This is a genomic window from Pseudomonas chlororaphis subsp. chlororaphis, assembly GCF_003945765.1.
Taxonomy (GTDB): Bacteria; Pseudomonadota; Gammaproteobacteria; order Pseudomonadales; family Pseudomonadaceae; genus Aquipseudomonas; species Aquipseudomonas chlororaphis.
Genome location: NZ_CP027712.1, coordinates 6,353,019 through 6,372,087 on the forward strand (window position 1 = coordinate 6,353,019; position 19,069 = coordinate 6,372,087).

At 66.5% G+C, this 19,069-nt stretch carries 15 protein-coding genes; 1 reads left to right on the top strand and 14 read right to left on the bottom strand.

The window, feature by feature from the left end:
- Positions 1 to 44: 44 nt before the first annotated feature.
- On the bottom strand, positions 45 to 662 hold the full coding sequence (gene trhA, locus C4K27_RS28950) for a PAQR family membrane homeostasis protein TrhA (protein ID WP_053262966.1): 618 nt from the start codon (positions 660 to 662) through the stop codon (positions 45 to 47).
- 153 nt (positions 663 to 815) lie between these two features.
- On the opposite strand from trhA, the gene C4K27_RS28955 reads away from it, so the two are divergent.
- Positions 816 to 1,727, top strand: a complete 912-nt coding sequence (locus C4K27_RS28955) for a LysR family transcriptional regulator (protein ID WP_053262967.1) — start codon at positions 816 to 818, stop codon at positions 1,725 to 1,727.
- A gap of 87 nt (positions 1,728 to 1,814) precedes the next feature.
- On the opposite strand, the gene madM is transcribed toward C4K27_RS28955, so the two are convergent.
- From madM to C4K27_RS29020, 13 genes are all read right to left on the bottom strand, one after another.
- Entirely contained in the window at positions 1,815 to 2,579 is a 765-nt protein-coding gene (madM, locus tag C4K27_RS28960; RefSeq protein ID WP_025807207.1) for a malonate transporter subunit MadM, read from the bottom strand.
- A gap of 1 nt (position 2,580) precedes the next feature.
- Complete coding sequence (madL, locus tag C4K27_RS28965; protein WP_053262968.1) at positions 2,581 to 2,997, bottom strand: malonate transporter subunit MadL; 417 nt, start codon at positions 2,995 to 2,997, stop codon at positions 2,581 to 2,583.
- A 66-nt stretch (positions 2,998 to 3,063) separates the two neighbouring features.
- Entirely contained in the window at positions 3,064 to 3,999 is a 936-nt protein-coding gene (gene mdcH / locus C4K27_RS28970; RefSeq protein WP_053262969.1) for a malonate decarboxylase subunit epsilon, read from the bottom strand.
- Positions 3,996 to 4,616: a malonate decarboxylase holo-ACP synthase gene (locus C4K27_RS28975; protein WP_053263271.1), complete on the bottom strand. Its 621-nt coding sequence runs from the start codon at positions 4,614 to 4,616 to the stop codon at positions 3,996 to 3,998. The genes mdcH and C4K27_RS28975 overlap by 4 nt, the downstream gene beginning before the upstream one ends.
- A gap of 5 nt (positions 4,617 to 4,621) precedes the next feature.
- Complete coding sequence (mdcE, locus tag C4K27_RS28980; protein WP_053262970.1) at positions 4,622 to 5,425, bottom strand: biotin-independent malonate decarboxylase subunit gamma; 804 nt, start codon at positions 5,423 to 5,425, stop codon at positions 4,622 to 4,624.
- A complete protein-coding gene (locus tag C4K27_RS28985; RefSeq protein WP_053262971.1) occupies positions 5,422 to 6,273 on the bottom strand; it encodes a biotin-independent malonate decarboxylase subunit beta in 852 nt (283 codons plus the stop codon). Before C4K27_RS28985 ends, mdcE begins: the two co-directional genes overlap by 4 nt.
- Positions 6,266 to 6,565, bottom strand: coding sequence for a malonate decarboxylase subunit delta (locus tag C4K27_RS28990; RefSeq protein ID WP_007932573.1), 300 nt, complete (start codon positions 6,563 to 6,565; stop codon positions 6,266 to 6,268). The genes C4K27_RS28985 and C4K27_RS28990 overlap by 8 nt, the downstream gene beginning before the upstream one ends.
- The gene (locus C4K27_RS28995) at positions 6,565 to 7,440 is read right to left on the bottom strand and encodes a triphosphoribosyl-dephospho-CoA synthase (protein WP_053262972.1); all 876 of its coding nucleotides are present in this window, start codon (positions 7,438 to 7,440) and stop codon (positions 6,565 to 6,567) included. Before C4K27_RS28995 ends, C4K27_RS28990 begins: the two co-directional genes overlap by 1 nt.
- Positions 7,441 to 9,111, bottom strand: coding sequence for a malonate decarboxylase subunit alpha (gene mdcA, locus C4K27_RS29000; protein WP_053262973.1), 1,671 nt, complete (start codon positions 9,109 to 9,111; stop codon positions 7,441 to 7,443). It abuts the gene before it with no gap.
- 147 nt (positions 9,112 to 9,258) lie between these two features.
- Positions 9,259 to 9,519: a hypothetical protein gene (locus C4K27_RS29005; protein WP_053262974.1), complete on the bottom strand. Its 261-nt coding sequence runs from the start codon at positions 9,517 to 9,519 to the stop codon at positions 9,259 to 9,261.
- Between the two features lie 977 nt (positions 9,520 to 10,496).
- Entirely contained in the window at positions 10,497 to 10,952 is a 456-nt protein-coding gene (locus C4K27_RS29010; protein WP_007929955.1) for a chemotaxis protein CheW, read from the bottom strand.
- Positions 10,945 to 16,899 carry a hybrid sensor histidine kinase/response regulator gene (locus C4K27_RS29015; protein WP_053262975.1) on the bottom strand — a complete coding sequence of 1,985 codons (5,955 nt, stop codon included), beginning with the start codon at positions 16,897 to 16,899 and terminating at the stop codon, positions 10,945 to 10,947. Before C4K27_RS29015 ends, C4K27_RS29010 begins: the two co-directional genes overlap by 8 nt.
- A 30-nt stretch (positions 16,900 to 16,929) precedes the next feature.
- On the bottom strand, positions 16,930 to 18,993 hold the full coding sequence (locus tag C4K27_RS29020) for a methyl-accepting chemotaxis protein (RefSeq protein ID WP_053262976.1): 2,064 nt from the start codon (positions 18,991 to 18,993) through the stop codon (positions 16,930 to 16,932).
- Between the last annotated feature and the right edge of the window lie 76 nt (positions 18,994 to 19,069).

The window sequence follows — 19,069 nt, forward strand, 5'->3', positions numbered from 1 at the left end:
TAGGAGCGAAGCTTGCTCGCGATGAACGATCACGCGCTCGCCGATCAGAGCACGTAGAACAAGATCGCCACGAAGTGCAGCAGGCTGCCGGCGATCACGAACAGGTGCCAGATCCCGTGAGCATGGCGCAAACGGCTGTCGAGGGCGAAGAAGATGATGCCCACGGTGTAGAGCACCCCGCCCGAGGCCAGCCAGGCGAAGCCGGCGGGGCCCAGGGCCGCCAGCAGCGGCTTGACCGCCACCAGCACGATCCAGCCCATCACCGCGTAGATCACGATGGACAGGATGCGCGCCTCGGAGCGCGGCTTGATCTCCTGCAGGATGCCGATCAGCGCCAGCCCCCAGACGATCCCGAACAGCGTCCAGCCCCAGGGCCCGCGCAGGGTCACCAGGCAGAACGGCGTATAGCTGCCGGCGATCAGCAGGTAGATGGAGAAGTGATCGACCTTCTGCATGATGCTTTTCGCCCGCCCGCGCACGCTGTGGTACAGGGTCGAGGCGCTGTACAGCACCAGCAAGGTGAAGCCGTAGATCGCCACGCTGACGATTTTCCAAGGGCTGCCGTCGAGGCTGGCCAGCACCACCAGCCAGATCCCCCCGACCAGTGCCGCAATCGCGCCCACCAGATGCGTCCAGGCGTTGAGTCTTTCCCCGTGATACATGTGCCACTCACCTCCCAAGGCGAAAATCTGCGCAAGGCTCAGGCCTGTAGCCTGAAAGCGCAATGTTTCCAAATAAAGCCATGGACGAAAAAACCTCCAGCCAAGTCATGACCCGGCAGGCACAATCGAAGCATTCGAATAAGAGCGCCCATCATGCTGATCGATGAAGAGTTGACCCTGAAAAAGCTCGAAGTGTTTCTGGCGTTCATGCGCACCGGCAATCTGGCACGCGCCGCCGCCGAGTTGCAGACCAGCAATGTCAGCGTGCACCGGGCCATTCACTCCCTGGAAAGCGCCCTGCGCTGCCCGCTGTTCAAGCATGAAGGACGTAACCTGACGCCGCTGGAAAGCGCCTTCGTCTTAGAAGAACGGGCGCAGAAGCTGATCCAGGACGTACTCGAAAGCGTGCGCCTGACCCGCGAAGCCGCTGGTTTCTCGGCGGAACGCTTCAAGCTCGGCTCGTTGTATTCATTGACGGTGAAGACCGTGCCGCAGCTGATCATGGGCCTGAAGCTGCGCCGTAGCGAGCTGAATATCGACCTGATCCTGGGCTCCAACATCGACCTGCTGTACAAGCTGAAGAACATGGAGGTCGACGCGATCCTGGTGTCCCTGGACGACAGCGTCAGCGACCCGGACTGCGAGCAGATCCCGCTGTTTTCCGACGATATCTTCCTCGCCACGCCGGCCGACTCGCCGTTCGCCCGGCAGGCGGAAGTCGACCTCAGCGATGTGCGCGACGCGACCTTCATCACCCTGACCCAGGGCTTCGCCACCCATCAGGACGGGGTGCGGGTGTTCAAGCAGGCGGGGTTCGAGCCGAAGGTGGCGATGCAGGTCAACGACATCTTCACCCTGCTGAGCATGGTCAGCTCGGGGGTGGGCTATGCCCTGCTGCCGGGAAGGATTGCCGCGGTGTACGAAAACCGCGTGAAGTTGATTCCGCTGCAGGCGCGCTATCGGCTGCAACAGCATATCGGCGTGGTGTTCCTCAAGGCCAAGGAGCGCGACCCGAACCTGCTGGCGCTCTTGGCGGAGTGCCGGATGTATTCGCGGGGGTCATAAAGACGCTATCGCGGGCAAGCCTCGCTCCTACAGAGGTATGCAATCACCTGTAGGAGCGAGGCTTGCCCGCGATGAGGCCAGGAGGCCCTACCCCACCAACCCGCGCACGATGAAATACAGCAACGAAGGCCCGAGCAGGCAACCCAGCCCGGTATGGAAGGTCGCGGTCAGCGCGCCGTAGGGCACCAGGCGCCGGTCGGTCGCCGCCAGGCCCGCGGTCACCCCGCTGACGGTGCCGGCCAGGCCGCCGAAGACCATCGCCGAACGCGGGTTGTCCAGGCCCATCCAGCGCGCCGCCATGGGCGTGCCGACCATCACCAGGATCGCCTTGATCAGTCCCGTGGCGATGGACAGCGCCACCACATCGGAGCTGGCGCCGATCGCCGCCCCGGTCACCGGGCCGACAATGTAGGTCACCGCGCCGGCGCCGATGGTGGTCATGCTCACCGCATCGCGATAGCCGAAGGCCCAGGCGATGCTCGCCCCGACAATGAACGGCAGCACCGTGCCGAGAAACAGCGCGATGGCGCCGATCATCCCGGCCTTGCGCGCCTCGGTGGCCTGGACCTCGAAGGCCGTGGCGACAATCGCGAAGTCGCGCAGCATCGCGCCGCCCATCAGGCCGATGCCGGAGAACAGCGCCAGGTCCGCCAGGCCCTTTTGCCCACCGGTGATCGTACCGCCAACCCAAGCCAGCACCAGGCCGATGACGATGGCGATGGCCGAGCCGTGCACCCGGCCGAACGTCAGGCGCTTGGACAGCAGCACCGAGACCCACATGATCACGCCGACGAAGGCGAAGGCGGTGACCAGGCCGTTGTGTTCCAGGCCTTTCTCGATCAGATCCCACATATCAACGTCCCCCTGCCGGAGCGGCACCAGGGGCGACAGCGTCCGGTTCGTCCGGCAACGGTTCGCCTTTGTTGGTGCGGCTGATCAGGGCGATGGTGCAACCACAGAGCACCACCGAACCAATGGCCGCCAACACCGCCACTGGGCCACCGTGCAGGGCGGTCACCACGTTCTGTTGCGCGGCCATGGCCACCACCACCGGGATGTACATGGCGCCCCAGAAGCCGACGCCCATCTCGCAGTCCTTGGTCATGCCGCCGTGCCTGTGCATCCACAGCCGCGCGCAAATCAGCAGGATCATGGCGATGCCGACACCGCCGACGTTGGATTTCACCCCCAGCAGGACGCCGAGCATGTCACCGATAATCACCCCTGCCAGCGTACAGATCGCCAGCAGCGCCACACCGTAAATAATCATTGTTGTAGTCCTCAAAGTGCATCGTCGAAGTTGTTGTTCTTGTGCTTCGCCAGCTTGAGTCGGTGTCTAGGGTTGGCGGTTTCCCTCCTCACGCAACAGCGCTTGCAAGGTGTCGAGCCGGGCCCCGTCGCAGGCCATCACGGTGCCCTGCTCGAACACCCGGCGCGCCAGAGCGGTCAACACCGCGCCGGGCGGCAGTTCGATCTGTAGCCGCACGCCGCGCTCGTAGGCGCTTTGCACGGTGCCGCGCCAATCCACCACCCGGCACATGTTGAACGCCAGGTCGTCGCGCAACTGCTCCGGCGTACGCAGCGGCCGCGCGCGGCTGCCGCTCAGGTAACCCAGGCGCGGCGGCTGCAACGCCACCCTGGCGAACGCCTCGGCCAGGGCCTGGGCCGGCTGCTCCAGCAGCGGGCAATGGGACGGCACGCTGACCGCCAGACGCTTGGCCACGCCGACCCCGCAGCCGCGGGCCAGCTCGGCGACCTGGGCCATGGCGGCATCGCCGCCGGCGATCACCACCTGGCTATCGGCATTGATATTGGCCAGGTACACCGGGTTGTCCGGGCTGTGCACCTGGGCCAGCAAGGCCTCCACCGTCGCCAGTTGCAGGCCGACGATCGCGGTCATGCCATAACCCTGTGGGTAGGCCTGCTGCATCAGCTCGCCGCGCAGGCTGACCAGACGCAGCGCATCGCCGAAATCCAGGGCGCCGGCCACCACCGCGGCGGGGTAGGCCCCGATCGACAGGCCCGCCACGTAATCCGCGCCCGGCCCGTTTTCCAGCAACACCCGGGCATGGGCCACGCCGGCGATCAGCAGGCACAACTGCACCGCCCGGGTAGTCGCCAGGGCCTGGGGCGAATCCAGGGCCAGGGCATCCTCGCCCAGGACCTCGCTCGCCTGTTGCAGGCAGGCCTCGGCCAGGGCGCTGGGCGGCAGCCGATGCAGCATCCCCGGCTGCTGCGCGCCCTGGCCCGGAAACACCAGCAGGCTGCTCACGCCACCTGCTCCAGGGCCTGCCACGGATCGCCGACCAGACGCGCGCCACTGGCGCTTTTCAGCAGCACCCGCGCCGATGTCCCGGCCCACTCGCGCAGGGCCACGGCGCCGTTGGGTGTCTGCAATTGCAGGTCCACCGGGCAGACGGCGGCGTCGAGCAGCGCCAGCAACGCCCGGGCCTCGGCCCGGGCCATGGGCTGGGCAGTGCGCAGGATCAGGTCCAGGTCACTCTGTCGATGCAGCGCCGGCACACCACTGGCCAGTTCAAAACCGGCGCTGCCGCTGACACCCCAGGCCAGGCCGAGGGCATCCAGAGGTTCACGCAACCGAGCCAGTGCCTGGAGTGCTGGCCAGGCCCGATCCGACTCGGCATAACGCAGCTCTTCCGGCCGCACCCGGCGCTCGATGGCCGTCACCGCCATCAGCGTCCCGTAGCGCTGTTCCCGCAGCCGCCCACGCACGCCCACCGCCACCTGCCCGGGCGCGGTCAAGGCGCGTCGCACCACCACCGGTTGCCCGGCGGCCATGGCCGCCACCGCCCAGGCCGGGGCATCGGCGGGCAACTGCCGAGAGGACAGGCCCCACAGCAGGTCATGGGGCAGCAAGGCGCTGGTCATGGCGCTCACCATTGCTCGCGCAACAGCTGGCGGACCCGGCTGGAAGCGCCGCGGTTGCTGGCCCCCAGGCGTCCCGACAGATCGCGGCCGTGGGTGCGCACATCGGCAATCGCCTGGCCCAGGCATTGCCGCACCAGGGTCAGGTCGTCGGCGCTCGGCTGTTCGATCTGGCTGACCGACAAGGTTTCCCAGAGCAGGCCGAGGCTGGCATAGCTGTCGATGTCGTAGGCCATGGGCGGCACGCTGGCGGCCAGGGCCTCCAGTTCCTCGACGCTGCGCAGGGTGACCCGCGCCGCCGAGACCTTGCCCATGGCGTGCACCATCACCCCCGGGTCGCGCAGGGCGATCAGGCGGTTGGCCTGGTAACCGTGGGCCAGGAAGGCCCCGGACATGGCCTTGCCCACCAGCAGGCCGATCACCGGATGCCCGGCCAGCCGGGCCCGGGCATAGCTGTCGGCGGCCGCGGCCAGGGCCTGATGGATGCCCAGGGCCTCTTCGCGACGCCCATAGGCCTGGCTCGGCACGTCGACTATGGCGATCAGCGCGCGCTTGACGCTCTGCTCGCGGTCGGCCTCGATCGCGTCGTCCACCGCCTTGGCCAGGCCCCAGCCTTCCAGCAGGCCGACCTCGCCATTGCGCGCCCGCACAAAAGGGTTGGCCGGGTCGGCGACCACGGCGATAAACCGTACCGGTTGCTGCTCCAGGGTGGCGTCCGCCACCTTCAACGAGGCCGGCAAACCCGCTACCGGGGCGGCACCCGCGCTCAGGGCCGTGAACCAATGCAGGCCCCGCAGGGAATAAGCACTCATGAGCGGTCTCCTCGATACAGCTGGCGAACCGTCGCCGGGTCGATCTGTGGGTGACTGTCCAGCCGGGCCAGGCGTTGCAGGTACAGCTCGGCCTGCCGGCTGCGTTGCGCGCTGGGCAGGCCCTGGGCCAGCAGTTCGCCGAGCTGTTGGCGGATCTGCGCCACGTCGTCGGCCACATAGCGGTCCGCCAGGCCGCTGGCGAAACGCTGCTCGCCGCCGGTCAGGCTCCAGATAAAGGGCCGGTCGCGGGAGTCATATTCCTCGAGGCCGGCTTCCTGCTCGATCACCTGCGGACCGTTGAGGCCCAGGCGCGCCTCCTGGGTCACCAGCAGGTAGCTGCACAGCCCGGCGGCAATCGACATGCCGCCAAAACAGCCGACGCTGCCGGCCACCACGCCTATCACCGGCTGGTACTGGCGCAGGTCGACGATGGCTGCGTGAATGTCGGCAATCGCCGCCAGCCCGAGATTGGCTTCCTGCAGGCGCACGCCACCGGTTTCCAGCAGCAGTACGGCGCGGGTAGCAATGCCCTTGCGGTTGTCTTCGGCCGCCAGCTCCAGGGCGCCGGCAATCTTCGCCCCGCCGACCTCGCCGAGGCTGCCGCCCTGGAACGCGCCTTCGATGGCGGCGATCACCACCGGCAGGCCGTCGATGCGGCCCTTGGCGATCACCACCCCGTCATCGGCCTGGGGCACCACGCCCTGGCGCGCCAGCCACGGCGACATGACGCGCTGGAACGGGTCGAGCAACTCGCGAAAGCTGCCGGCGTCGAGCAGGGCCTTGGCGCGCTGCCGGGCACCGAGTTCGACGAAGCTGTGTTTGTTGAGCAAACGGGCGCTATCAGTCATGGCCGATCTCCTCGAAGCCCTGCTCCAGGCGCAGGCGTACCACGCCCGGGGTGGCGCCGAAATCATGGATGTCGATGCTCAGGGCCGGCGGTGTCTGGCCGTCGAACATGCGCTCGAACAGATGCTGCCAGCGCGACGCGCTGCCGTTGACCGAGGTCTGCACCTGAATGCTCAGCTTGCCGGGCTGCCCGGGTTCGAGCAGCACCTCCAGGTCGCCCGAGCCGACACAGCCCACCAACGCCCGGCCCCGGGCGGGTTGCCCGGCGGGAAATTCGAAAGACAAGGTTTCCATCACACTGCTCCCTGGATGAAGGCGGCGCCGGAGGCGATCCGGTCGATCAACAGGCAGGCCGCGAGCAAGTCCGCGGCGCCACCGGGCGAGGCGTTCAAGGCCACCAGGCACTGGTCCAGCTCATGCAGGCGGCGACGCCCGGCCAGGCTGGCGCTGCCGCCGGCGTCGAGCACCGCCTGGGCCCCCTGTTGCATGGCCCGCAGGCCCGCCTCGCCGGCGCGATAGAGCACGCAGGTATCGGCCAGGCCGGTCATGATCGCCAGCAGCGCATCGAGCCGGGCGTTCTGTTCGCCATGCCCCTGGGCACGGCTGCGTTCGAGTTGCGGCAGGCCCCGTTGCAGCACCGCCGGAAAACCCAGCTGGGCTTCTTCGCGGGCGCCGCGCACGCCATAGCGCAGCGCCACTTGCGCGCCGTGGCTGAGGGGCCGTGGCGCGTAACGGTCGTCCAGCAGCGCCAGGCGCGCGGCCCGCAGGCACAGGGCGCCGGCGCTGTTGGCCTGAGGTTGCAGCGCGGCGGCGGCCACCAACAGGCCCAGGGCCCAGATCGCGCCACGATGAGTGTTCACCCCGTGAGTCGTAGCAAGCATCGCCGCTTCGCCTTCACGGCCAATGCGGCCCAGGGCTTCGCGCAGGGGCAGGCCGACCGTGCCGAACGTGCTGGCGGCATCGGCCATTTCCTTGAAGGCCGGCCACAGCGACAGCGCCGAGGCGTGCATCAGCCCCAGGTGCAGATCGCTATGGGCGCCGTTGCCGCGACGGTCGACCAGGGCCGGTTTCGGCGACAGGTCGGCTTCGTCGATCAGCGCGTCCACTGCCAGGTCCGCCAGGCGCTCGGCCAGGCTCAGGGGTTTGCTTTGCAGGTTGAAGGCGTGCATTTACCAGCTCCTGAACTTGGCGGGCGGGTTGTACAGGCCACCCGACCACTCCACCAGATCGGCGACGCTTTTCGCCGCCAGCAGCTCGCGGCTGGCGTCGGTGCGGCGGATACCGAGGTCTTCGGGCAAGGCGATTAGGCCTTCGCGGCGCATCCGCGCGGTGTCTTTCGGATTGTGGCGCAGGCCGATGGCAGTCACCCCGGCCACCGCCGCGATCATCGCCTGGCGCTCTTCGAGGGAACGCGCCTTGTACAGGTAGGCGATGCCCTCCTCGGTCAGCAGGTGGGTGACGTCGTCGCCATAGATCATGATCGGCGCCAGGGGCATGCCGCTTTTCTTCGCCACTTCCACGGCGTCGAGGGTTTCGACGAAGGTGGGTTTGCCGCCTTCCTGGAAAGTCTCGACCATCTGCACCACCAGCTTCTTGCCTCGCTCCAGCATCGGTTGTTGCGAGTCGTCGTGGCGCATATCCAGCCAGGCCGGGGTGCCGTGGCGCCGGCCACGGGGGTCGTGGCCCATGTTCGGCGCGCCGCCGAAGCCGGCCAGGCGGCCGCGGGTCACGGTGGAGGAATGGCCGTCGCCATCGACCTGCAGGGTCGCGCCGATAAACAGGTCCACCGCGTACTGGCCGGCCAGCTGGCAGAACATCCGGTTGGAACGCAACGAGCCGTCGCGCCCGGTGAAGAACACATCCGGCCGCGCGGCGATGTAATTTTCCATGCCCAGTTCGGTGCCGAAGCAATGCACGCTTTGCACCCAGCCGCTTTCGATGGCCGGGATCAGGGTCGGGTGGGGGTTGAGGGTCCAGTTGCGGCAGATCTTGCCTTTCAGGCCCAGGGATTCGCCGTAGGTCGGCAGGATCAGCTCGATGGCCGCGGTGTTGAAGCCGATGCCGTGGTTCAGCGACTGGACCTTGTGTTTTTCATAGATGCCGCGGATCGCCATCATCGCCATCAGCACGTGCACCGGCTTGATATGGCGCGGGTCGCGGGTGAACAGCGGCTCGATGTAGAACGGCTTGTCGGCCACCACCACGAAGTCGACCCAGGAGGCCGGGATATCCACCCGCGGCAGCTCGCTGACGTCGTCCACCAGCTGGTTGACCTGGACGATGACGATGCCATCGCTGAACGCCGCCGGCTCGATCAGCGCCGGGGTGTCCTCGGTGCTCGGCCCGGTGTAGATGTTGCCCGCGCGGTCGGCCATGAACCCGGCCGAGAGCACCACGTTGGGGATCAGGTCCACCACCAGCCGCGCATAGAGTTCGATGTAGGTATGGATCGCGCCGATTTCCAGCAGGCCGTCTTCCAGCAACTGGCTGATGCGCAGGCTCTGGGTGCCGGCGAAGGAGAAGTCGAGCTTGCGGGCGATGCCGCGTTCGAACAGGTCCAGGTGCTCCGAGCGGCCGACGCTGGGCATGATCATATGCAGGTCGTGCAGGCGGCCCGGGTCGGCCTTGGCCAGGGAGCGCGACAGGAAATCCGCCTGCTTCTGGTTATTGCCCTCCAGCACCACGCGGTCGCCAGGCAGAATCAACGCCTCCAGCGCCGCGACTATCTTGTCGGTGGGCAACACCGCGCCATCGGCGAGACCCCGCACCTGCTCGAGACGCCGCTGCTTTTCAGCGCGCCGCCGCGTCCAGCGCGAGTCGGGGGATATTATTGTTGTCATGCTCACTCCACGGGTTCGCTGTCGTGGCCGCTACCTTAGGAGCGCAGGAGGCATGGCATCAATCAAGCAGAGTGATGGATCGTTACGGTGAGGGTAATGATCAAGGGCGCAGGCCATCGCGCCTACGCCCCATAAACAACCTTGCGCTTAAGCCTCGATCCGCCACTGCAACGCATCCAACGCATCGCAGCCATCCTGCAACAGCAGATGGGCTGCATTGACGATGTGGTGCAGGTCCTGGTCGTTTACGCCTTTGAGACTCAGGCAGTTGAGGCTGTGCATCAGGTCGCGGGTGGCCTTGACGCGCTGGACGGCACAGCCGTGCAGGTCGGATGCCGGGGCGTTGGGGTTGAGGTAAAGCACGGGGGTGGTGGTGAGATTGCTGTGTAGCGGGATGAAGTCCGTCATGGGTGTTTCTCCATCTTGTGTAGAGCAACCACCCTTTGCGGCTAAACAAAATAGGTGGCAGCTGGGCGCGGGTTAGCCGGCCGGGACAAGAATGGAAGCCCGACACACCCGAAGGTGTCCCGCGCACAGCCGCCATAGCAAATGCCAAGCGACAAGCGCTCGGTATTATACGGGGCACTGATGCATCCATTAACTTGTTTCGACCGGCTAAGATCGGTCGCCGATGCGTCGGCGACAGCCCGGACTATGGAGCCTGATATCCGCCCCAGCAACCGGCAAACTGTTGCCACTCTCTACGGCTGAAATGCCCGCTAACACCTCCGGACACTGCATGTAGCCGCTGCCGAGCCTGCGAGGCTGCGCACGACCGCGAAGCGGGCGCAAAAGCAGACACCTCATTTCTCCCGATAGACCGCGTCGCCAGGTTTGGCGAGGACTACGTCCTCGTACGCAGCCTCGCAGGCTCGGCAGCGGCTACAGGGTTTGCGCCGACCGGTAGGTCGCGCCAGCGCCAGCTTTTGATCTTGATCTACCCGCCCCATCGGGAGGCCGAGTGGAGGTGTTCATCAGGGGGATGGCGCGCAGCGCCCCTCGACGCAGTCGAGGACATCGTATGGAGGTCGAAGCGAAGCCGACCGGAGTCGATGCCCCCTGATGGACGCCGGAGCGAGGGAACCTGAGCGCAGCGAAGGCCGTACGCAGGGGCAAGCGTTTTTTGGTTACTTTTTTTGGCGTTTGAAAAAAAGTGACTCGCCGTAAGGGCGAAACCGCCAGCCGCCGTTACCGCAGGAATGGATATGCACCCCGTCCAAAAAATGCAGCGCCAGGATGGGCGCCATCGCGAGCAAGCTCGCTCCTACAGGTCCGATGTCACACCAAAAACCAGAGGCTACGTCGCCCAACATAGTTGCCCCCATCAGTCCCAAATAGGGACCGATCGGTCCCTTTCTGGGACCGATCAAGCCGCTCGAAAGGATCTAGGACAACCCCGCCTTCACTAGCATCTCCTCCAACCCCAACAAATCCGGAATCTTCACCACCTGCTCCCCCACCTGCACCGCGGCCTTCTCCAGCCGGCACAGCGGCACGTCGACATAGCTCAGCTGGCTGTCGAGCCGGCAGGAGCGCGGGATGCCCTGGATCACCAGGGCGATGAACTTCAGGCGCTCGCGACCGCCCAGGGTATTGAGCACGACGATGCGCGCGCGCTCGCCAATGGCCAGGGGTTGGCCGCAAGCGGCCTCGAAGCTAATCAGCGGCAGCTGGCGGTCGCGCCAGGCAACAGAGCGCAGGTACCAGGGTGGCGCGTCGCTGGCCGGCTCGCCGCGTTGATAGTCGATCAATTCGGCCACCGCGACGTTGGGCAGGATCAGGGTGCGGTCGGCCAGGGGCAGCAGCAGCCCGGTGAGGAAGCTGGCGCGATAGTCATGCATGGGGTCTGCTCCACTGGGCGATGCTCTCCAGCAGCACCGACTCCTGGTAAGGCTTGCCGAGGTAGTCGTTGACGCCGATGGCCATGGCCCGGTCGCGGTGTTTCTGCCCGGTGCGCGAGGTGATCATGATGATCGGCAGCTGGTGCAGGCGCGGGTCGGCGCGCACCTGCATCGCCACCTCGAAGCCATCCATGCGCGGCATTTCGATGTCCAGCAGCATCAGGTCCGGGGTATGCTCCTGCAGCAACGCCATGGCATCGACCCCGTCCTTGGCGGTCAGCACGTTCATGCCGTGGCGTTCCAGCAGGCGGCTGGTGACCTTGCGCACCGTCACCGAATCGTCGACCACCAGCACCAGCCTCGGCCGCAATGGTTCGACCTCGACGCTCACTTCATCGCCAGCCGCCATGCGCGGCGCCGGCAAGCGCATTTGCAGGGCGCGGATATGCGCCAGCAGATCAAGGATCAGCACCACCCGGCCATCGCCGAGGATGGTCGCGCCGGACAGCCCCTGCACCGCCGCGAACTGCGGCCCCAGACTCTTGACCACAATCTCCCGGGTGCCGGCCATGGCATCCACCTGCACGGCGATCCGGTGCTCGTTGTAATGCACCAGCAGAACCGGCAGCGGCAGGCTCTGCCCCAGCAGCTTCGGCCGGGCCACGGTGTGCAGCAGCTCGCCGAGGTAGCACAGCTCATAGCGCTGGCCGGCGTATACGTAATGGGGCGGGTCGAGCTGGTAATGGCTTTCCAGTTCGTTGGGCAGCACCCGCACGATGCCCTCGATGGTGTTCAGCGGGATCGCGTACTGCTCCTCCAGGCACTGCACCATCAGCGCGCGGTTGACCGACAGGGTGAACGGCAGGCGGATGCGGAAATGCACGCCCTGCCCCGGGATCGAGTCGATGGTCATCGAGCCGCCGAGCTGGCGCACCTCTTCATGGACCACGTCCATGCCCACCCCGCGCCCGGAAATCTGGGTGATTTTCTCCGCCGTGGAAAACCCCGGCTGCATGATGAATTGCAGCACGTCACGGTCGCTGATCTCGGCATTGGGGGCGAGCAGGCCACGCTTGATCGCCTTGCGCCGCACCGCCTCCAGCGGCACCCCGGCGCCGTCGTCGCGCATGTCGAAAACGATATCGCCACCTTCGTGGGACAGGTCCAGGGTGATCCGCCCCTGCTCCGGCTTGCCCGAGGCGCGCCGCACCTCGGCGGACTCCAGGCCATGGTCGACGGCGTTGCGCAGCATGTGCTCCAGGGGCGCGACCATGCGCTCCAGCACGTTGCGGTCCATCTCACCCTCGGCGTTGCCGACGCTGAACGAGACATCCTTGCCCAACTCCTCGGCCACCTGGCGGACGATGCGCTTGAGGCGCGGCACCAGGCGCTCGAACGGCACCATGCGTGTGCGCATCAGGCCTTCCTGCAATTCGGTATTGACCCGCCCTTGCTGCTGCAACAGGTTTTCCGCGTCCTGGTTGCGCCGGTCCAGGGTTTCCTTGAGGTCGAGCAGGTCGGACGCCGACTCGAACAGGGCCCGCGACAGTTGCTGCAACTGCGAATGGCGGTCCATCTCCAGCGGGTCGAATTCCTCGTAGCCCAGGCGCTCGGCCTCGACCTGCTGGCGGCTGAGAATCCGCCCCTGGGTTTCGGTGTCCAGGCGGCGCAACTGGTCACGGATACGCTCGATGGTGGTTTCCATTTCGCTCAGGGCCACCCGCGCATCGTTGACCTGTTGCTCGATGCGCCCGCGGAAGATCGAGGTTTCCCCGGCCAGGTTGACCAGGTCGTCCAGCAGCTCGGCCGAGACCTTGACCATATCCCCGGCCACCGCCGCTTCCGCCTGCGCCACCGGCGGTTCGGGCTTGCTCGGCGGGCTAAGGTCGGGCAGCAACAGAGGCGGCGCTTCGGCCTGGGCCGGATGAGTAAAGCCGCGAATCGCCTCGATCAGGCTGTCGGCCGGCTTGATCGGTTGCTCGGCGCGGGCGGCGTCGAGCATCTGCGCCAGGCGGTCCTGGCTTTTCTGCAACAGGCCGAACAGCGCCGGGCTCGGTTGCAGCAGGCCCGCGGACAGGCCTTCATAGAGAAACTCCAGTTCATGGGCCAGATCGCCGATCGGCACGATCTCCACCATGCGCGCGCCGCCCTTGAGGGTGTGCAGGTCGCGCAGCAGGGTTTCCACTTCCTGGCGGCTGGCCGGCTCGGCCTGCCAGCGCGTCAGCGCCGCCCCCGAACTGTCGAGGATGTCGAAGCCTTCTTCGAGGAAGATCTCCAGCAGCTCCGGATCGTGGGCCGCCGAATCGTCGGTCACCGCGGCCTCGGGCACCTCGCTGGTGACCCCGCTGCGCTGGCGAAAACCGCGAATCGCTTCGATCAGCGCCTTGGGGTCGCTCAGCGCTTGCTGCGCCTGCAACTGCTGCAACAGCAGCGCCAGTTGCGCATGGCTGCGTTGCAGCAGGTCGACCAAGGCCTCGCCATGCTGGTAACGGCGATCCACCAGGCCTTCGTAGAGGTTTTCCAGTTCCTGGGCCAGGTCACCCACCGGGCCGACTTCAGCCATGCGCGCACCGCCCTTGAGGGTGTGCAGGTCGCGCTGCAGGGAAGACAGCGGCGCGCCGTTGTCCGGATCGGCCAGCCAGCGCTGCAAGGCCTGGCCGGCGCTTTCGAGAATATCCATCGCCTCTTCGAGGAAGATCGCCACGATTTCATCGTCCGGCTCCTCCACCTCGATCTGCGCCCTCTGCTCCATCTCGGCGGTGGCACTGGCCAGGTCGGTGATGCTCAGGGTGCGGCTGCCGTCGCTGCGGATCAGGCCCATGGCCGCAGGGTCGAGGCTTTCCTCGAGCAGTTCGCGCAAGGCCCGGACCATGGCCGGTTGCGGGCTGATTTCCTGGCCGGCGGCCAGTTCGTCGAGCATGTTGATCAGGGCTTCGTGGGCGTTTTCCGCCTCATGGAAAAACCGTTCGCCCACCGCCAGGCTGCTTTCTTCCACGGCGCCGTACAGGTCCAGCAGCGCTTCGCACAGCTCATCCATCGGCTGCAGGTCCGCCAGGTGCGCGCCTTCGCCAAGGGTGGTCAACTCGTCCAGCAGGGCGCTGAGTTCCTGGCGCTCGCCGGGGTGCTGTTGCCAGCGGCGCAGCAGGTTTTCGGCATCCAGCAGGATGTCCATGCCCTGGGCCAGGAAGCTGCTGATCAACTGCGCATCGCGCTTGACCCGCAGCCCGGTATTGGGCGCGTTGAGCAGGGCTTCCAGGCGCTCGGCGGTCAGTGCCTTGACCCGTTCGATCAGGTCGGCGGCGCCTTCGATGGGCGCCAGCGGATCGCTGCCCAGCTGTTGCAGGCCGCGGCGAAACAGGCCTTCGGCTTCCAGCAGCAGTTCGACCTCGTCCAGGTCCAGGGCCATCAGGTGCGCGCGATATTCCCGGGCCAGCAGGTCCAGCGGTGCCGCCAGCTCGGCGATCGGCAGCACGCCGGCCATGTAGGCGCTGCCCTTAAGGGTGTGCAAGGCGCGCTGCAATTCGTCGCTGGCCTGCAGCGGCAGATGCTCGGCAGCCTGATCGAGAAAGCGCTTGATGCCCTCCAGATGGGTTTCGGCCTCGTTGCGGAAGATCTCCAGCAACTGCGGGTCGAGCTCGTCTGCCAAGCCGTCTAGCGACGCCGTGTCGCCCTTGGCCAGGGCATGCGCCCGGGCAGCCAGGCGGTCGACATCGTCGCGCTGGCGCTGGGCCTGGGCGGCGAACTCGGCGACCAGCTCCGGCAGCAACTGCACGACCTCTTCAAGCAATTGCCGCACCTGCGGCCCTGGTTCCACGCTGTGTTCCAGGACCCGGTTGAGCAGGTTCTCCACGGCCCAGGCCAACTCGCCCAGCACCAGCGCACGCACCATCCGCCCGCTGCCCTTGAGGGTGTGGAAGGCCCGGCGGATTTCGCCCAGCGCCGCCTTGCCGTGAGGATCGGCGGCCCAGCGCGGCAGGTACTCGCGCAGCACATCGAGCACTTCGTCGGTCTCTTCGAGGAAGACTTCGCGCAGCTCGTCGTCCACCGGCGCTTCATCGCCCGGCGGCGGCAACAGGCTGCCCGGCGTGTCCAGCGCCGGCGGGTTGAGCGCCGAGACCGGGCTGGCCAGCACATCGGCCAGGGACTGCACCACTTCCGGGCTGTCCAGCTCCTGCAGGTCCTGCATCACCAAGGCTTCGTTGGGGCCGAGCACATCGCTGAGCAGCGGCACCTGTTCGCTTGCTACCCACTCGTCCGGTGCCTGCTTTTGTGGCGCATAGCCCAGCGCGGCCAGGCCCTGCTCGGCCACGTCGAGAATCTTTTCCCCCGGCGCCTGGGGATCGTCGCTCAGGCGCTCCAGGTAATACTCGATGCTGGTGATCACGTCGGCCAGATTGTCCAGCTGCTGCCAGCCGGGCTGGCGCGGGTCCAGCAGCAGGTGTTCGCGCACAAAACCATTGCAGGCTTGCAGCAGGCCCGCTGCCCGGCTCAAGGGAATCATCGCCAGGGCGCCGCGCACCTGGGTCAACAGCTCCGGCAGCGCCTGCAAGTGTTCGCGGTCCCAGCCGGCGTCGATGTAGTCGACAATCAGGTCCTTGGCCTGTTGCAGGCAGATCCGCGCCTCCTTGATCACCAGTTGGTGGATCTGGGTCAGGTCGGTGGTCGGCAGGCGACTTTCTTCGCGACTCTCGGGTTCGGCCGGGCCGACCATGCCGGCCAGGGTCGCCTCGACATACAGCAGCGCTCCGGCCACATCCATCAGCACCGCGTCATTCGGTTCGCGCTGGCCCTGGGCCAGGCTCAGCACCACCGCCAGCTGGTCGATGATCACCTTGCGCGGCTGACCGAAACCCAGCACCGCCAGGGTGTCGGCGATCTGCCGCAGGGGCGCCAGCAGGCTGTCCAGGTCCGACGCGTGCTGGCGGTCGCTGCGCACGAACAGGTCCAGGCGTTCCTTGACCCGCACCAGCTCTTCGCACAGGGCCGCCAGCACCGAGCGCATGGCGTCGCGGTCGGGACCGGCCATGCGCGCCCGCTCCTGGTCGACCAGCGCATTGTCGGGCAAAGCGTCATCGAGTCCGTAGGTGTCTTTCATGGTCTGCATCTGCGCGGTGGGGTAGCGGGCCTTGGCGATGTAAAACAGCAGGCTTTTCAGCAGTTCGTCGGGGGCCGCCTGGTTGACCCCGGCGATGCCTTGTTCATAGAGACGCTTGAGTTCGCGGTCGGCATCCTTGAGCAGGCTGCGCACCGCCGGGCTGTTGGCGATCGCCCCGCTGCCCATACCTTCCACCAGGGCCAGGGCGATCTGCCACAAGGGCCCCAGCGGGGCGTTCTGGCACAACACCTGAAGGCGCTCGAAGACCTTGGCCATGTAGCCCAGGCTGTTTTTTACATCCTGTTCGCGCAGCAGGTCGACCAACACGGTTTGCAGCATGTGCCGCAGCTTGCGCAGCAGGATGGTCAGGTCGGGGGGCGCCAGGCGGTTCAGTGCCGCCTGGTCCAGCGCCGGCAGGTCCGGCAGCTGCGGGCTGAACAGGCTGGTTTCGCTCAGCAGGCCTTCACCCCGGGCGCTGCGCAGGTCGTTGAGCAGCGGCAACACCACCAACGGCAGGTCGCGACGCGCGCTTTGCACCCGGTCGAGGTACTGCGGCAACTGGCTGATGGCTTGGCGCAGCAGATAGATCGCCTCGTCCCGCTGGGCCACGCGGTGCTCGCGCAGGGCCAGGGTCAGGGCTTCCATTTCTTCGGCGAGCAGCGCCGCGCCATAGAACTCGACCATCTGCAGGCTGCCGTGGACCTGATGGATACAGTCCAGGCACTGCTCGAGCGCTTCCACCGCCTGCGGCTCGTCGACCAGATGATCGAGCGCCTGGTGGGCCTGCTTCAGCGTTTCGGCAATTTCGCCCTTGACCCATTCCAGGGCCACATAGTCGTGCCGATCACCCATTACCATTCCCATCAAAGTCGTGCTCCGGCCTCAGCGGTTGTCCCGCGGCGTCTGCTCGCGACTGGCCGGCAAGGTGAAACCGGACACCGAGCGCCGCAGCTGGCTGGCCATTTTCGCCAGGTTACCGATGCTCTCGGCCGTCGCGGTCGAGCCGGACGAAGTCTGTGAAGTGATCTGCTGGATCACGTTCATGGTCAAGGATATCTGTCCGGCCGACGACGTCTGCTGCTGGGCGGCGTTGGAGATGCTCTGGATCAGCGCCGCCAGGGTCTTGGAGACGCCTTCGATTTCTTCCAGGGCCACCCCGGCATCCTGCGCCAGCCGGGCGCCGCGCACCACTTCCGAGGTGGTCTGCTCCATGGAGATCACCGCCTCGTTGGTGTCGGTCTGGATCGCCCGCACCAGGGTCTCGATCTGCCGGGTCGCAGCCGAAGAACGTTCCGCCAGGCGCTGCACCTCATCGGCCACCACCGCGAAGCCACGCCCGGCATCCCCGGCCATGGAGGCCTGGATCGCCGCGTTGAGGGCGAGGATGTTGGTCTGGTCGGCAATGTCATCGATCAGGCTGACAATGTCGCCAATTTCCTGGGACGACTCGCCCAGGCGCTTGATGCGCTTGGCAGTGTCCTGGATCTGCTCGCGAATGTTGTCCATGCCGTGGATGGTGTTGTGCACCACCTCGTTGCCCTTGTTGGCGATCTCCACCGAACGCTCGGCCACCGCCGAGGACTCGGCGGCGTTGGCCGACACCTGATCGATCGACTGGGCCATTTCGTTGATCGCGGTGGAGGCTTCGGAAATCTGCTGGGCCTGATGCTCCGAGGCTTCGGCCAGTTGCATCGCGGTGGCCTGGGTTTCCTGCACCGCGCCGGCGACCTGGCCGGCGGTGAGGTTGATGGTCGCCACCAGGTCGCGCAGCTGGTCCACGGAATAGTTGATCGAGTCGGCGATGGTACCGGTGAAGTCCTCGGTCACCGAGGCGGTCACGGTGAGGTCGCCGTCGGCCAGGTCTTCGATCTCGTCCAGCAAACGCATGATCGCGTTCTGGTTGCGTTCGTTCTTCTCCGCGGTCTCGTGCAGTTGGCGATTGGTTTCGCGGACCATCACCAGGCCAATGAGGATGATCGAGGCCAGCGCCGCCAGGCCCAGGACATAACCGCCGATGGTGTCCAGCGAACGGCCGCCGGCCAGGTTCTCGAAGCCGATGGCCAGGTGCGAGGCCTCGTCGAGCAGGGTCTGCGACAGGCTGAAGATATTGCTCGCCGACTCGCGGACCTGGAACAGCTCGGGGGAGGTTTCGAGGATTTCGTCCACTGAGCCGGAGACGAACTGGAACAGCTCGCTGATCTCGGTCAGGCGCGCCCGCGCATCGCGGTCCTCGACCTGGCTGATCTTCAGGGTCGGGTTGCCCTGGAGCATGCCGCTGAGCACCTGGCCGAAGCGCGCCGCGTCACGGCCGAAGGCATCCGCGGCCTGCACCGCGTTTTCGTCGCCGGCCAGCACAGTATTCACCGCGCCGAGAATGCGCTCGGCGAGCAACGACTGGCGTTGCGCCATGGCCACCTGGGCGGCCGGAGCGCCGCGCTGGAGGAGGATTTCCACGACCTTTTCATACTCGACCTGCAACTGCGGCACGGTTTCCGCCAGGGTCGCGGCCACCTGATGCAGGGACAATACGGTCTGTTCACTGGCCAGGATCGCGTCGGCGTTGTGCAGCAGCTTGTCCCAGTCCTGCTGCACCGCGCGCATTTCCTGACGCACCGCCACCGGCGCGGCGGGCAGCCCGGTGGCCGGGTCGCCTTTTTTCAGGTAGCCCCAGCGCTGGGCGAAATCGTTGCGCGCATCGCCCAGCAGCTTGAAGGCCGCGGCCTTGCCCGCGGCGGCCTCCGTGGCGTTCTTGGCAATGCGCTGGGACAGCACCCGCAACTCGCCGGCGTGGCCGATGTACTGCTTGTCGTACGTGGCCTGGGTGTTGAGGTAAGCGAAGTTGGCGAACAGCAGCATGATGAACACGATCAGGGCGATGAACAGCACGATGATCTGCGAGCGGCTGCGCGATCCTTCCATTGGCTTGCCTGGGTTGGCTTTTAGCATCTGCACACCTGAATTCCGGTTGTTCTGTTGCCCGCACAATGGACGGCGCGGTCCTGCAGGTTCATCGCGCAATATT

What these genes read in the sequence shown, in the direction of transcription:
- C4K27_RS28955 (WP_053262967.1), top strand. Translation starts at nt 816, where the DNA reads ATGCTGATCGATGAAGAGTTGACCCTGAAAAAGCTCGAAGTGTTTCTG.
- mdcE (WP_053262970.1), bottom strand. Translation starts at nt 5,425, where the DNA reads ATGAGTGCTTATTCCCTGCGGGGCCTGCATTGGTTCACGGCCCTGAGC.
- C4K27_RS28990 (WP_007932573.1), bottom strand. Translation starts at nt 6,565, where the DNA reads ATGGAAACCTTGTCTTTCGAATTTCCCGCCGGGCAACCCGCCCGGGGC.
- C4K27_RS28975 (WP_053263271.1), bottom strand. Translation starts at nt 4,616, where the DNA reads ATGACCAGCGCCTTGCTGCCCCATGACCTGCTGTGGGGCCTGTCCTCT.
- mdcA (WP_053262973.1), bottom strand. Translation starts at nt 9,111, where the DNA reads ATGACAACAATAATATCCCCCGACTCGCGCTGGACGCGGCGGCGCGCT.
- C4K27_RS29010 (WP_007929955.1), bottom strand. Translation starts at nt 10,952, where the DNA reads ATGCATGACTATCGCGCCAGCTTCCTCACCGGGCTGCTGCTGCCCCTG.
- C4K27_RS29020 (WP_053262976.1), bottom strand. Translation starts at nt 18,993, where the DNA reads ATGCTAAAAGCCAACCCAGGCAAGCCAATGGAAGGATCGCGCAGCCGC.
- C4K27_RS28985 (WP_053262971.1), bottom strand. Translation starts at nt 6,273, where the DNA reads ATGACTGATAGCGCCCGTTTGCTCAACAAACACAGCTTCGTCGAACTC.
- trhA (WP_053262966.1), bottom strand. Translation starts at nt 662, where the DNA reads ATGTATCACGGGGAAAGACTCAACGCCTGGACGCATCTGGTGGGCGCG.
- madM (WP_025807207.1), bottom strand. Translation starts at nt 2,579, where the DNA reads ATGTGGGATCTGATCGAGAAAGGCCTGGAACACAACGGCCTGGTCACC.
- C4K27_RS29005 (WP_053262974.1), bottom strand. Translation starts at nt 9,519, where the DNA reads ATGACGGACTTCATCCCGCTACACAGCAATCTCACCACCACCCCCGTG.
- C4K27_RS28995 (WP_053262972.1), bottom strand. Translation starts at nt 7,440, where the DNA reads ATGCACGCCTTCAACCTGCAAAGCAAACCCCTGAGCCTGGCCGAGCGC.
- C4K27_RS29015 (WP_053262975.1), bottom strand. Translation starts at nt 16,899, where the DNA reads ATGGGTGATCGGCACGACTATGTGGCCCTGGAATGGGTCAAGGGCGAA.
- madL (WP_053262968.1), bottom strand. Translation starts at nt 2,997, where the DNA reads ATGATTATTTACGGTGTGGCGCTGCTGGCGATCTGTACGCTGGCAGGG.